Below are 13,065 nucleotides of genomic sequence, written 5' to 3'. Positions count from 1 at the left end.
AAATGGAGTGCGAAATGTCGTTAGCGGTGATTCAACTGGTCAGCCAGGAGGATGTGGCGGATAACCTGGCCCGCGCGCGCCGGCTGCTCGAGCAGGCGGCCGAGGGCGGCGCGCGGCTGGTGGTGTTGCCGGAGAATTTCGCCGCCATGGGGCGCCGCGACCTGGCCGATCTGGGGCGGGCCGAGGCGGCCGGCAGCGGTCCGCTGTTGCCCTGGTTGAAACGGGCCGCCCGCGACCTCAAGTTATGGATAGTGGCGGGGACCTTGCCGCTGCCGCCGGATGATCGCCCGAACGACAAGGCCCGCGCCTGCTCGCTGCTGATCGATGAACAGGGCGAGCGGGTCGCGCGGTATGACAAGCTGCACCTGTTCGACGTGGATGTCAGCGACCTGCGTGGGCGCTATCGCGAGTCGGACGATTATGCCCATGGTGGGCAGCTGGTATTGGCCGACACCCCGCTGGGCCGTCTGGGCATGACCGTGTGTTATGACCTGCGTTTTCCCGAGCTCTACGGCGCCTTGCGTGAAGCCGGCGCCGAGTTGATCAGCGTGCCGGCGGCCTTCACGGCGGTGACCGGCGCGGCCCATTGGCAGGTGCTGGTAAGGGCGCGGGCCATCGAGACCCAGTGTTACCTGCTGGCGGCCGGGCAGGGCGGTGTGCATCCGGGACCGCGGGAAACCTTCGGCCACTCGGCGCTCGTCGACCCCTGGGGGCGGGTGCTGGCCGAGCAAGCCCAGGGCGAAGGCGTGCTGCTGGCACTGCGGGATGCCAGCGAACAGGCGAGCATTCGCCAGCGTATGCCGGTTGACCGGCACCGACGATTTTCTGTGCCGGGCGCACTGCGCCCGGCCTCTACGGAGTGACTATGAACGAGCAGTTGGTATCCGTCAGCGAACACTTGCTGGGCCCGGGCGGCCTGGCGCTGGAGCACCTGCCGAGCATCCTGGGCGAGCTGGCCGGTCCGGGCATCGATGCCGCCGACCTGTATTTTCATGGCCAGGTTTCGGAAACCTGGGTACTGGAAGACGGTATCGTCAAGGAAGGCAGTTTCAACCTCGACCAGGGCGTCGGGGTGCGGGCCCAGTCCGGTGAGAAAACCGGTTTCGCCTACAGCAACGCGATCACCGCCGAGGCCCTGAGCCAGGCGGCGCGTGCCGCGCGCTCGATCGCCCGGGCTGGCCAGCATGGCCGGGTGCAGGCCTTCGCCAGCAGCCCGGTCACCCGCCTGTACGCGCCGGACAACCCGCTGGATGTGCTCAGTCGCGCGGAAAAAGTCGAGCTGCTCAAGCGTGTGGATGTGGCCACTCGGGCCCTGGATCCGCGTATCCAGCAGGTCACCGTAAGCCTGGCCGGCGTTTGGGAACGCATTCTGATCGCCGCCGCCGACGGCAGCCTGGGTGCCGACGTGCGGCCGCTGGTGCGGTTTAACGTCAGCGTCATCGTCGAGCAGAACGGTCGCCGCGAGCGCGGAGGGCATGGCGGCGGCGGTCGTTGCGACTACCGCTACTTTCTCGAACGAGGCGAGCTCAACGAAGAGCGCGCCCTGGGCTATGCCCGCGAGGCCTTGCGCCAGGCGCTGGTCAACCTGGAGGCGATCCCTGCGCCGGCCGGCACCTTTCCGGTGGTGATGGGCGCGGGGTGGTCCGGGGTGCTGCTGCATGAGGCGGTGGGCCATGGCCTGGAAGGCGATTTCAACCGCAAGGGCAGTTCGGCCTACAGCGGCCGGGTCGGTGAGCGGGTCGCATCCAGCCTGTGCACCATAGTCGACGATGGCACGCTGCCGGGTCGCCGTGGCTCGCTGAGCCTGGACGACGAGGGCACCCCGACCCAATGCACCACCCTGATCGAAAACGGCGTGCTCAAGGGCTACATGCAGGACAAGCTCAATGCCCGCCTGATGGGCGTGGCGCCGACCGGCAACGGTCGCCGCGAGTCTTACGCGCACCTGCCGATGCCGCGCATGACCAACACCTACATGCTGGCCGGCGAGAGCGATCCCGAGGAGATCATTCGTTCGGTGAAAAAAGGCATTTACTGCGCCAATCTGGGCGGCGGCCAGGTGGACATCACCAGCGGCAAGTTCGTGTTTTCCACCAGCGAGGCCTACCTGATCGAGGATGGCAAGATCACTGCGCCGGTCAAGGGCGCGACACTGATCGGCAACGGGCCGGAAGCCATGAGCCGGGTGTCCATGGTCGGTAACGACCTGGCCCTGGACAGCGGCGTCGGCACCTGCGGCAAGGACGGTCAGTCGGTGCCGGTGGGCGTCGGCCAGCCGACCCTGAAGATCGATGCGATCACCGTCGGTGGGACGGGAGCTTGAAATGATCGATGCGATCGGCGGCTTTTTCCTCAGTCTGCTGGCCGGACTGATGGAGTGATTGTTCGAGGAGCTGGCTTACCGGGTCGGGCGCTCTACCCTGGTGCTGTTGACCCTGGGGCGAGTACGGCCGCCAAGAACAAGGCAGAGCGAGCGCTGGCTGGGTGCCCTGGGCACTGTCGAGCTGATTACGCTGCTTCTGGGCGGGTTTGTTTATTACCTCTACCAGGTCTGAGGCTGCAGGGTTTGGCCGCGCGCTGGCCAAACCCTGCCAAGGACCGCTGGCTAGCGTAAACCGCGCTTGGTTTCATCCAGCTCGCGGATATATTTGAAGATTTTACGGGTGGTGGCCGGCGGTTTGTTATGGGCGTTTTCGTGCTGGGCCTGGCGGATCAGTTGCCGTAGGTGCTGGCGGTCCGCCTCGGGGTAATCGGCGACAAAGGCGTCGAGCACCTCGTCGCTGCCCAGGAGCAAACGGTCGCGCCAGTGCTCCAAGGCATGGAAACGCTCGTTGTACTGGCGGGTGGAGGCGTCCAGCTGGTCTATCAGGGCCAGGATTTCTTCGACATTCTGATCGCGCATCAGCTTGCCGATGAACTGGATATGCCGCTTGCGGGCGATATTGGCCGTGTGCTTCGGCGCATCGGCCAGGGCACTGCGCAAGGCGTCGGTCAGCGGCAGGCGGGCCAGCAGATCGGGCTTGAGGGTAGTCAGGCGTTCACCGAGGTCCACCAGCGCGTGCAGCTCGCGCTTGACCTGGGTTTTGCTCTTCTCTTCGGAGAAGTCGTCGAGGTATTCAGACATGGGGCTGATCCAATAGGAAACGCCACCATGATAACGAGTCGAGGGCCGCTTGTCCGGCCCGGCCAGGTGACTGGTCTTGAGAAAGTGGAGTGGTTATGAGTGCATCAGACGTGGTCGGTCCCCAGGCACTGCCGGACTTGCAGGCCCAGGTGGCGCGGATAATCGCCGAGGCGCGGCAACAGGGCGCCAGCGCCTGCGAGGTCGCGGTGTCGGTGGAGCAGGGGTTGTCGACGACGGTTCGCCAGGGCGAAGTCGAGACCGTCGAATTCAACCGCGACCAGGGATTTGGCATCACCCTCTACCTGGGCCAGCGCAAGGGTTCGGCCAGTACCTCGGCCAGTGGCGAGGCGGCGATCCGCGAAACGGTGGCGGCGGCCCTGGCGATTGCCAAGCATGCCTCCGAAGACGAATGCGCGGGATTGGCCGATGCCGAGCTGATGGCCCGCGACTTGCCGGACCTGGACCTCTACCACGCCTGGGACATCACCCCGGAGCAGGCCATCGAAACCGCCCTGCGTTGCGAGGCGGCCGCCTTCGCCACCGACCCGCGGATCAAGAATGCCGATGGCACCAGCCTCAACACCCACCAGGGCTGCCGCGTCTACGGCAACAGCCACGGTTTCGTCGGGGGTTATGCCAGCACCCGGCAGAGCCTGAGCTGCGTGATGATCGCCGAGAGCGAAGGGCTGATGCAGCGCGATTACTGGTACGACGTCAGCCGCCGCGGCGAGGACCTGGCCGATGCCGCGAGTATTGGCCGGCGTGCCGCCGAACGTGCGGTCAGCCGCCTGGGCGCGCGCCCGGTGCCGACCTGCGAAGTACCGGTGCTGTTCGCCGCGGAACTGGCTGGCGGCCTGTTCAACCACTTTCTCTCGGCGATTTCCGGCGGCAACCTGTACCGCAAATCGTCCTTTCTCGAGGGCGCCCTGGGCCAGCAGTTGTTCCCTTCCTGGTTGAGTCTCGATGAGCGTCCGCACCTGCGCGGTGCCCTGGGCAGTGCGACCTTCGACGGCGATGGCCTGGCGACCTACGCCAAGTCCTTTGTCGAGCGCGGCGAGTTGCTCAGTTACGTGCTGGGGACTTACTCGGGACGCAAGCTCGGCCTGCCGAGCACGGCCAACTCCGGCGGCGTGCACAACCTGTTCGTCAGTCATGGCGACGAAGACCAGGCGGCGCTGCTGCGGCGCATGGGCCGCGGACTGCTGGTCACCGAGCTGATGGGCCAGGGCCTGAACCTGGTCACTGGCGATTACTCGCGCGGCGCCAGCGGTTTCTGGGTGGAGAACGGCGAGATCCAGTTCCCGGTCCAGGAAGTCACCATCGCCGGCAACCTGCGGGACATGTTCAAGCAGATCGTCGCGGTCGGCAGCGACCTTGAGCTGCGCAGCAATGTGCGCACCGGCTCGGTGTTGATCGAGCGCATGACCGTCGCGGGCAGCTGAACCCAACGCAGGGTGGAGGCAATCGGGTAGGCGCGCGCCGCGAGTGGTGCACCGAGCCGTTGTCGGCGACGGCCCAGGCGTCGCGGCCAGGGACTCGGCGTCCCCGGACGCTCCCGCCGTCCCTGAGCGCGTCTGACGCCTCGATAGCAATCAAAGGATTTCCATGCTTGTTGCGATGCTGCGCTGGCTGTTAGCCGTGGTCCTGCTGCTGTTGGCCTGGTATGGCCGCGACCCGCACCTGCTGCCGGTACGCCCTGTGCTGTTGCTGCTGCTGGGCGTACCGGCGCTGCTGGCGCTCCATTGGCTCTGGCGGCGCCCCGCGGCGCGCACGCGGCAGGTCTGGGTGGCGGTACTGCTGCTGGCCTTCGGTCTGGGCTTGAGCGAGGACCTGCGTTTTCGCGGCCACCGCGCCGCCGTGCTGGCGGCAGGTCGGGTGGCGCCGCTCAGTGCCGGGCAACTGACCCCGGTGCAGCGGCTGGGCCAGCATTTTGTCCTGGGCTATCGCGATCCGGCCGAACTGGCACCGCTGGTGGCCCAGGGACTGATCGGCGGGGTTTTTATCACCCGACGCAATATCGAGGACCTGGACGCGGCGCAGATCCGCGAACAGATCGCCGGCTTGCAGCGCCTGCGCCTGACCGCCGGGCTGCCACCCCTGATCGTCAGCACCGATCAGGAGGGCGGGATCGTCTCGCGCCTGTCGCCCCCCTTGCCCCAACAGCCACCGCTGGCGAGCCTGGTCGCGGCCCAGGCGGACGGGCCGGCGCTGGAGTCTGCTGCCCGGGCTTATGGCCGTGAACAGGGGGCGGCGCTGGCGGCACTGGGGGTCGATCTCAATTTCAGCCCGGTGCTGGACCTGAAGCTGGCTCATCCGGACAATCCGCTCGACCTGCATAGCCTGATCGCCCGGCGCGCCCTGTCCGCCGACCCGGCCGTGGTGGGGCGAGTGGCCCAGGCCTATGCCGAAGGTCTGCAGCAGGAGGGCGTGCGTGCGACGCTCAAGCATTTCCCCGGATTGGGTCGCGTCAGCAGCGACACCCATCATTTCTCCGCGGCGCTGCAGGCACCGCTGGCCCAGCTGCGCGAGCAGGACTGGCGGCCGTTCCGCCAGCTGATGGCGCAGACCCCGGCCTGGGTGATGCTGGCCCATGTGACGCTGACGGAGCTGGATCGGGACTATCCGGTGTCCTTGTCGCGAACCGTGGTGCAACGGGTGTTGCGCCAGGAATTCGCCTTCGATGGGGTGCTGATCACCGACGACCTGACAATGGCGGCGGCCTACCGCTTCGGCGTCTGTCAGGCGGCGGTGCGTGCCCTGGATGCCGGGGTTGACCTGCTGCTGGTCGCCTATGACCCCGAGCAGTACTACGAGGCGTTGCACTGCGCCCTGCAGGCGCAGACAGAGGGTAGGCTGGATCCGGGGTTGCTGGAGCAGAGCGACAGGCGCCTGGCGCGCTCGCGTGGTGGACGAGGCTAGGGGGGTTACTCGCCTTCGTCGAAGCGGTTATTGATCAGCTCGATCAGCGCCGTCAGCGCCTCGTTTTCCTGCTCGCCTTCGGTGTGCAGGTGAATCGAGGTGCCTTTACCGGCGGCCAGCATCATCACCGCCATGATGCTCTTGCCGTCGACCACGCTTTGCGGCTCGCGGCCGACCCGGATCTGGCAGGGAAAACGTGCCGCCACACCGACGAATTTGGCCGCCGCGCGAGCATGCAGGCCAAGTTTGTTGATAATGGTGATTTCGTGGGCGGGCATCGCGATTCGGGTCCTATTCACTCAGGTCGCGGTGGCGGACCTGAACGTTCTTCAAAAGGGTTTTAAGGGCGAGCCCCAGGCGTTCGGACAGGTACACCGAGCGGTGATGGCCGCCGGTACAGCCGATGGCCACAGTGACGTAGGCCCGGTTGCTGGCGGCAAAGCGGGGCAGCCATTTGCTCAGGTAGCCGAGGATGTCCTGGTACATGTCCTGCACATCTTCCTGGGCGGCGAGGTAGTCCACCACCGGTTGGTCCAGGCCCGAGAAGTCGCGCAGGTCGGGTATCCAATACGGATTGGGCAGGCAGCGCACATCGAACACCAGGTCGGCATCCACTGGCATGCCACGCTTGAAGCCGAAGGACTCGACCAGAAAGGCGGTGCCCGGTTCGGGCTTGTTCAGCAGGCGCAGTTTCAGGCTATCGCGCAGTTGGTACAGGTTCAGATGCGTGGTGTCGATCTTCAGGTCGGCCAAGTCGATGATCGGGCCGAGCAGGGCGCTCTCGTCGCGTATGGCTTCGGCCAGCGAGCGTTTTTCGGTGGTCAGTGGGTGGCGCCGTCGGGTTTCGGAGAAGCGCTTGAGCAAGGTTTCGTCGTCGGCGTCCAGGTACAGCACGTCGCATTGCACGTGGCGTGCCCTGACCTCATCGAGCAGCTCGGGGAAACGTTTGAGCTGGCTGGGCAGGTTGCGCGCGTCGATGGACACCGCCACCAGCGACTGCAGGGATTCGGTGTGCAGAAAGCGTTCGGCCAGTTCCGGCAGCAAGCCGGCCGGCAAGTTGTCGATGCAGTAGAAGCCGTTGTCCTCGAGGACATCCAGGGCGGTACTTTTACCCGAGCCGGAGCGGCCGCTGACGATGATCAGGTGCATGGCTAGGGCGCGTTCTGCACGTCCACCACCACCTGGTACAGGCTCGCGCTGTCCGGTGCCTGACGCAGTCGTTCACGCACCTCCTGGCGATCGAGCATGCTGGCGATCTGGCGCAGCAGCTCCAGGTGAGCGTCGGTGGCGGCCTCGGGGACCAGCAGGACAAACAGCAGGTCTACCGGCATGCCGTCGATGGCATCGAAGTCGACCGCTGCGTCCAGGCGCAGCAAGGCACTGATCGGTGCCGGGCAGCCGGGCAGCCGGCAGTGGGGAATGGCGATGCCGTTACCGAACCCGGTGGAACCGAGTTTCTCGCGGGCAATCAGGCTCTCGAAGATGTCCTGCACCTCGAGGTCGGGCAGTTGCCGGGCGACCAGGTGGGCGATCTGTTCGAGAACGCGTTTTTTACTGCCACCTGGCACGTTCACCAGGGAACGGCCAGGGGTCAGGATATTTTCGAGTCGGATCATGGGGAGAGGGGGTTGTCAGCGAACGGCCGCGCCCTGTTGGCGGTGCAGTTGCTTTTCCTTGTGCTTGATGAGTTGACGATCGAGTTTGTCGGTGAGCAGGTCGATGGCCGCATACATGTCGTCATGTTCGGCGTTGGCGACCACTTCGCCGCCGGCGATGTGCAGGGTGGCTTCGATTTTCTGCTTGAGCTTCTCGACCTCCATGGTGACCTGCACATTGGTGATCTTGTCGAAGTGGCGCTCCAGTCGTCCGAGTTTGTCGACGATGTAGTCGCGTAGGGCGTCGGTCACATCCAGTTGATGTCCACTGATGTTGACTTGCATACCGCTTTCTCCTTATTGCCGTGTGTAAGAGACAGGCTAACGGGCCTGCCACCGGAACACTTTGGCTTGGATCAGTACTGCCACGCTACAGCAATCGCTTGCGTTCACTGGAAGGCGCTATCCCGAGGGATTCGCGGTATTTGGCGACTGTGCGACGGGCTACCTGAATGCCCTGTGCTTCCAGTAAACCAGCGATCTTGCTGTCACTCAACGGCTTTTTCGCATTTTCCGCGGCGACCAATTTTTTGATGATGGCGCGGATCGCCGTGGACGAGCATTCGCCTCCTTCGGAGGTGCTGACGTGGCTGGAGAAAAAATACTTCAGTTCGTAGATGCCGCGCGGGGTGTGCATGAACTTTTGCGTGGTGACCCGCGAAATGGTCGACTCGTGCATGCCCACCGCCTCGGCGATATCGTGCAGCACCAGGGGTTTCATCGCTTCGTCGCCGTATTCGAGAAAGCCGCGCTGGTGCTCGACGATCTGCGTGGCGACTTTCATCAGCGTCTCGTTGCGGCTCTGCAGGCTCTTGATAAACCAGCGCGCCTCCTGCAACTGGTTGCGCATGAAGGTGTTATCGGCGCTGGCGTCGGCACGGCGGACAAAACCGGCGTACTGGGCGTTGACCCGCAGTTTCGGCATGGCTTCCTGGTTCAGCTCCACCAACCAGCGTTCGTTGTGCTTGCGCACGATCACGTCGGGCACCACGTATTCGGGCTCGCTCGACTCGATCTGCGAGCCGGGCCGCGGATTCAGGCTCTGGATCAGTTCGATCACTTGGCGCAGTTCGTCTTCCTTGAGCTTCATGCGCCGTACCAACTGGGCGTAGTCGCGATTGCCGAGCAGCTCCAGGTACTCGCTGGTTAAACGTTGCGCCTCGCTCAGCCAGGGGGTCTTGGCGGGCAGTTGGCGCAATTGCAGGAGCAGGCACTCACGCAGGTCGCGGGCACCGATGCCGGCTGGCTCGAACTGCTGGATGCGATGCAGGACCGCTTGCACTTCGTCCAGCTCGATATCGAGTTCCGGATCGAAGGCATCCAGCACTTCTTCCAGCGTTTCGTCCAGGTAGCCCTGGTTGTTGATGCAGTCAATCAGGGTGACCGCGATCAGGCGATCCTTGTCCGACATCGGCGCGAGGTTCAGCTGCCAGAGCAGATGGCTCTGCAGGCTTTCGCCGGCCGAAGTGCGGGTGGTGAAATCCCACTCGTCGTCATCGTTGCTCGGCAAGCTGCTGGCGCTGGTCTGGTAGACGTCCTCCCAAGCGGTGTCGACCGGCAGCTCGTTGGGGATGGTGTCGTTCCATTCGCCTTCCTCCAGGTTGTCGACCGTCGGAGCGGACGCTTCCTGGTAATTGCTCTCCTGGAAGGTCTCTTCGGCATTCGGCGCAGGTGCAGGGTTTTCCGCGCCGTCGGCCAGGGGGTTGCTGGTGTCGAAGTCCTCGCCGTCCTCCTGGCGCTCGAGCATCGGATTGGATTCCAGGGCCTCCTGGATCTCCTGTTGCAGATCCAGGGTGGACAATTGGAGCAGGCGGATGGCCTGTTGCAGCTGAGGCGTCATCGTCAGCTGCTGGCCCATTTTCAGGACGAGCGATGGTTTCATGGCTGGGGCTAAGCACCTTAATTCGCCGACGCGTTGGCGTCATCCACTACCGGGCGCTTGAGCGCCCCCTGGAAGCAAGTTACATGCCTGACATTGCAGAGTTTGACGCGAAGTTGCAATGTTTCCCTGGGAAAAATTCAGCCTACAGGCGGAACTCGTGGCCCAGATAGACCTCTTTCACCAGCTGGTTGGCCAGAATGGTTTCGGCGTCTCCTTCGGCGATCAGCTGTCCATCATTGACGATATAGGCCGTTTCGCAGATATCCAGGGTTTCCCGGACATTGTGATCGGTGATCAGCACGCCAATGCCCTTGGCCTTGAGGTGGTGAATGATCTGTTTGATATCGCCGACCGAAATCGGATCGACCCCGGCAAAGGGTTCGTCGAGCAGGATGAATTTCGGCGCGGTGGCCAGGGCGCGGGCAATTTCCACGCGGCGTCGCTCGCCGCCGGACAGGCTCATGCCGAGGTTGTCGCGGATATGGCTGATATGGAACTCCTGCAGCAGGGCTTCCAGCGCCTGGCGGCGCCCGGCGCGGTCGAGATCCTTGCGTGTTTCCAGAATCGCCATGATGTTGTCGGCGACGCTGAGCTTGCGGAAGATCGAGGCTTCCTGCGGCAGGTAGCCAATCCCGGCGCGGGCGCGGCCGTGCATGGGCTGGTGGCTGATGTCCAGGTCGTCGATCAGCACACGGCCCTGATCGGCACCCACCAGGCCGACGATCATGTAGAAGCAGGTGGTTTTACCGGCGCCGTTGGGCCCGAGCAAACCGACGATCTGTCCACTTTCGATCGACAGGCTGACGTCGCGGACAACCTGGCGGCCCTTGTAGCTCTTGGCCAGGTGCTGGGCTTTCAAAATGGCCATTACTGCTGCTCGGCTGGTTTGTTCTTGGGCTGGATGACCATGTCGATACGCGGGCGCGGGCTGGTCACCGAGGTGCCATTGGCACGGCCGGCGTTGACGATCTGGCGCTGAGTGTCGTAGACGATCTTTTCGCCTTCGAAAGTGTTGCCTTCCTGTACGACTTTGGCCTGGTCGATCAGCACGATGCGCTCGTTGGCGGCAAAATACTGGATGGTCAGGCCATAGGCCTTGACGATCTCCTTGTCCGTCGACGGCTTTTGCTCGTAGTAGGCGGGCTTGCCGACCGCCGTGAAGACCTCGATATCACCGCTCTTGTTCTGGGTGATGGTCACGGTGTCGCCGGTGATCTTCAGTGTGCCCTGGGTGATGACCACGCCGCCGCGGTACACCGCGACGCCCTGCTTGTCGTCCAGCTCGGCGCTGTCGGCCTGCACGCGAATCGGTTGCTCGCGGTCGGTGGGCAGCGCCCAGGCGTTGGCGCCGAGCAGCGCTGCGCTCAGACTGAGCAGAAGGGGAAGGGTCCGGATCGACAAAGGGTTAACGAACCTCATGCTGGCCTCTTACGTTGGACAGCAGGAGCATCCTGCCGTCATTCAAGTACGCTTTCATTCCCTGGGCGGTGGTCACGCCATTGGCCGCCTCGATTCTAACGGCTTGCTCGGTCTGCGCATATTCCTTATCGGGAATCACGGTCAGGCGAGTGGTCGTCAAAATGGTGGGGCGGCCCTTGGCGTCGGTGCGTTCGACCCGTACATCGTCGATCAATTCCACCTGCTTACCTTGCGGTCCGGCTTCGCCATGGGCGCTGCTGACGTGCCAGGGCAGCGCCGTGCCGCGATACAGTAACAAGTCCGGGCGGGTCATCAGGGTGACGTCACTGGCCTTGATATGCTCGAGGCGTTCAGCGGTCATTTCGTAGTGCAGGCTGCCGTTGGCTTGGTACTGTACGGTATTGGCCCCCACCACATAGAAGTCGATGGCGTTTTCGCTGCCACCGGCCACGGGCTTGTCGAGAAAGCTTTCGGGGCGGATGTTCCAGTAGCCCGCGGCCGCCAGCAGAGCGGCACACAGCGAAAATATGATACCCAAGCGAAGTTTGCGCAGCATGGTCGACCTATAGGTAGGCGGCATGGGCAGCCTCGAGGCTGCCTTGTGCACGCATGATCAGTTCGCAGAATTCCCGCGCGGCACCTTCGCCGCCGCGGGCCTGGGTCACGCCGTGGGCGTGCTGACGGACGAAGCCATCGGCATTGGCCACCGCCATGCCCAGGCCGACCCGGCGTATCACCGGCAGGTCGGGCAAATCGTCGCCGAGGTAGGCGACCTGGTTGTAGTCCAGGCCCAATTGGCCAAGCAGCTCGTCCAGGACGTCCAACTTGTCCTCGCGTCCCTGGTACAGGTGCTGGATGCCGAGGTTCTGGGCGCGGCGCTCGACCGCGGGCGCGCTGCGGCCACTGATGATGGCGGTGCGCACGCCGGAAGCGATCAGCATCTTGATGCCTTGGCCGTCCAGGGTACTGAACGCCTTGAATTCGCTGCCGTCGGCGAGAAAATACAGGCGGCCGTCGGTCAGCACGCCGTCGACGTCGAAGATCGCCAGTTTAACCGGCTGGGCCCGTTGCAACAGCTCGCTACTCATTACATCACTCCGGCGCGCAGCAGGTCATGCATATTCAGGGCGCCCACCGGGCGGTCCTCGGCATCCACCACCACCAGCGCGCTGATTTTATGATCTTCCATGATTTTCAGGGCTTCAGCCGCCAGCATCTCGGGGCGCGCGGTCTTGCCGTGGGCGGTCATGACCGTATCGATGCCGGCATCGCGCACGTCGATACCGCGGTCCAGGGCGCGGCGCAGGTCGCCGTCGGTGAAGACCCCGGCCAACTGGCCATCGCGCTCCAGCACCAGGGTCATGCCCAAGCCTTTCTGGGTCATTTCCAGCAGGGCATCGCGCAGCGAGGTGCCGCGCTGAACGTGGGGCAATTGCGCCCCGACGTGCATCACGTCTTCGACCTTGAGCAGCAGACGTCGGCCCAGCGCACCGCCGGGGTGGGAAAAGGCGAAGTCCTCGGCGGTGAAGCCGCGGGCCTCCAGCAAGGCGATCGCCAGGGCGTCTCCCAGCACCAGCGTCGCCGTGGTGGAGGAAGTTGGTGCCAGGTTCAGCGGACAGGCTTCCTGGGCCACGCGGGCGTCGAGGTTGACCTCGGCGGCCTTGGCCAGCGGCGACTCGGGGTTGCCGGTCATGCTGATCAGGGTAATGCCCTGGCGTTTGATCAGGGGCAGCAGGGTGAGAATCTCCGCCGTCGACCCGGAGTTGGACAGCGCCAACACCACGTCGTCGCGGGTGATCATGCCCATGTCGCCATGGCTGGCTTCCGCGGGGTGGACAAAAAAGGCCGTGGTGCCGGTGCTGGCCAGGGTGGCGGCGATCTTGTTGGCAATATGCCCTGACTTGCCCATGCCCAGCACCACCACTCGCCCCTTGCTCGCCAGGATCAGCTCACAGGCGCGCACGAAAGCCGCGTCGATGCGTGGCAGCAGCCCCTCGATCGCTTCGAGCTCGAGGCGCACGGTGCGTTGCGCGGACTGGATCAGGTCACAGGGTGGGCTCATGTCG

16 protein-coding genes are annotated in these 13,065 nt (G+C 64.4%); 5 read left to right on the top strand and 11 right to left on the bottom strand.

The window, feature by feature from the left end:
- Positions 1-14 precede the first annotated feature (14 nt).
- Genes ABWY06_RS14475 through ABWY06_RS14465 form a run of 3 tightly spaced genes read left to right on the top strand, consistent with a single transcriptional unit; the run spans position 15 to position 2,555 of the window.
- Positions 15-863 carry a carbon-nitrogen hydrolase family protein gene (locus tag ABWY06_RS14475; protein WP_353926260.1) on the top strand — a complete coding sequence of 283 codons (849 nt, stop codon included), beginning with the start codon at positions 15-17 and terminating at the stop codon, positions 861-863.
- Positions 864-865: 2 nt separating this feature from the next.
- A complete protein-coding gene (gene tldD, locus ABWY06_RS14470; RefSeq protein ID WP_353926259.1) occupies positions 866-2,323 on the top strand; it encodes a metalloprotease TldD in 1,458 nt (485 codons plus the stop codon).
- Between the two features lie 58 nt (positions 2,324-2,381).
- Positions 2,382-2,555, top strand: a complete 174-nt coding sequence (locus tag ABWY06_RS14465; protein WP_353926258.1) for a hypothetical protein — start codon at positions 2,382-2,384, stop codon at positions 2,553-2,555.
- A gap of 50 nt (positions 2,556-2,605) precedes the next feature.
- Here the strand turns inward: ABWY06_RS14465 and yjgA are convergent, their stop codons facing one another.
- Entirely contained in the window at positions 2,606-3,124 is a 519-nt protein-coding gene (yjgA, locus tag ABWY06_RS14460; RefSeq protein ID WP_353926257.1) for a ribosome biogenesis factor YjgA, read from the bottom strand.
- Between the two features lie 95 nt (positions 3,125-3,219).
- Here yjgA and pmbA point away from each other — a divergent pair, with 95 nt between their 5' ends.
- The gene (gene pmbA / locus ABWY06_RS14455) at positions 3,220-4,566 is read left to right on the top strand and encodes a metalloprotease PmbA (RefSeq protein ID WP_353926256.1); all 1,347 of its coding nucleotides are present in this window, start codon (positions 3,220-3,222) and stop codon (positions 4,564-4,566) included.
- Between the two features lie 163 nt (positions 4,567-4,729).
- Entirely contained in the window at positions 4,730-6,043 is a 1,314-nt protein-coding gene (locus ABWY06_RS14450; RefSeq protein ID WP_353926255.1) for a glycoside hydrolase family 3 N-terminal domain-containing protein, read from the top strand.
- A gap of 5 nt (positions 6,044-6,048) precedes the next feature.
- On the opposite strand, the gene ABWY06_RS14445 is transcribed toward ABWY06_RS14450, so the two are convergent.
- The 10 genes from ABWY06_RS14445 to ABWY06_RS14400 all read right to left on the bottom strand — a co-directional run bounded on the left by ABWY06_RS14445 (position 6,049) and on the right by ABWY06_RS14400 (position 13,061).
- A complete protein-coding gene (locus ABWY06_RS14445) occupies positions 6,049-6,321 on the bottom strand; it encodes an HPr family phosphocarrier protein (RefSeq protein WP_353926254.1) in 273 nt (90 codons plus the stop codon).
- Positions 6,322-6,334: 13 nt separating this feature from the next.
- Positions 6,335-7,192 (bottom strand): RNase adapter RapZ, encoded by an 858-nt coding sequence (gene rapZ, locus ABWY06_RS14440; protein ID WP_353926253.1) that lies wholly within the window; start codon positions 7,190-7,192, stop codon positions 6,335-6,337.
- 2 nt (positions 7,193-7,194) lie between these two features.
- Positions 7,195-7,659 (bottom strand): PTS IIA-like nitrogen regulatory protein PtsN, encoded by a 465-nt coding sequence (gene ptsN / locus ABWY06_RS14435; protein WP_353926252.1) that lies wholly within the window; start codon positions 7,657-7,659, stop codon positions 7,195-7,197.
- A 15-nt stretch (positions 7,660-7,674) separates the two neighbouring features.
- On the bottom strand, positions 7,675-7,983 hold the full coding sequence (gene hpf / locus ABWY06_RS14430) for a ribosome hibernation-promoting factor, HPF/YfiA family (RefSeq protein ID WP_353926251.1): 309 nt from the start codon (positions 7,981-7,983) through the stop codon (positions 7,675-7,677).
- An 85-nt stretch (positions 7,984-8,068) separates the two neighbouring features.
- A complete protein-coding gene (locus ABWY06_RS14425) occupies positions 8,069-9,580 on the bottom strand; it encodes an RNA polymerase factor sigma-54 (RefSeq protein ID WP_353926250.1) in 1,512 nt (503 codons plus the stop codon).
- Between the two features lie 142 nt (positions 9,581-9,722).
- Positions 9,723-10,448, bottom strand: a complete 726-nt coding sequence (lptB, locus tag ABWY06_RS14420) for an LPS export ABC transporter ATP-binding protein (protein WP_353926249.1) — start codon at positions 10,446-10,448, stop codon at positions 9,723-9,725.
- Positions 10,448-10,999 (bottom strand): lipopolysaccharide transport periplasmic protein LptA, encoded by a 552-nt coding sequence (lptA, locus tag ABWY06_RS14415; protein ID WP_353926248.1) that lies wholly within the window; start codon positions 10,997-10,999, stop codon positions 10,448-10,450. The genes lptB and lptA overlap by 1 nt, the downstream gene beginning before the upstream one ends.
- Positions 10,986-11,555 (bottom strand): LPS export ABC transporter periplasmic protein LptC, encoded by a 570-nt coding sequence (lptC, locus tag ABWY06_RS14410; RefSeq protein WP_353926247.1) that lies wholly within the window; start codon positions 11,553-11,555, stop codon positions 10,986-10,988. Before lptC ends, lptA begins: the two co-directional genes overlap by 14 nt.
- Positions 11,556-11,562: 7 nt before the next feature.
- Positions 11,563-12,087, bottom strand: a complete 525-nt coding sequence (locus tag ABWY06_RS14405; protein WP_353926246.1) for a KdsC family phosphatase — start codon at positions 12,085-12,087, stop codon at positions 11,563-11,565.
- Complete coding sequence (locus tag ABWY06_RS14400) at positions 12,087-13,061, bottom strand: KpsF/GutQ family sugar-phosphate isomerase (RefSeq protein ID WP_353926245.1); 975 nt, start codon at positions 13,059-13,061, stop codon at positions 12,087-12,089. Before ABWY06_RS14400 ends, ABWY06_RS14405 begins: the two co-directional genes overlap by 1 nt.
- Positions 13,062-13,065 lie beyond the last annotated feature (4 nt).

Origin of the sequence: Pseudomonas sp., assembly GCF_040514055.1 — a bacterium.
Classification (GTDB): Bacteria; Pseudomonadota; Gammaproteobacteria; order Pseudomonadales; family Pseudomonadaceae; genus Aquipseudomonas.
The sequence above is the reverse complement of the archived record's forward strand: the minus strand, read 5'-3'. Positions and strand labels throughout refer to the sequence as shown.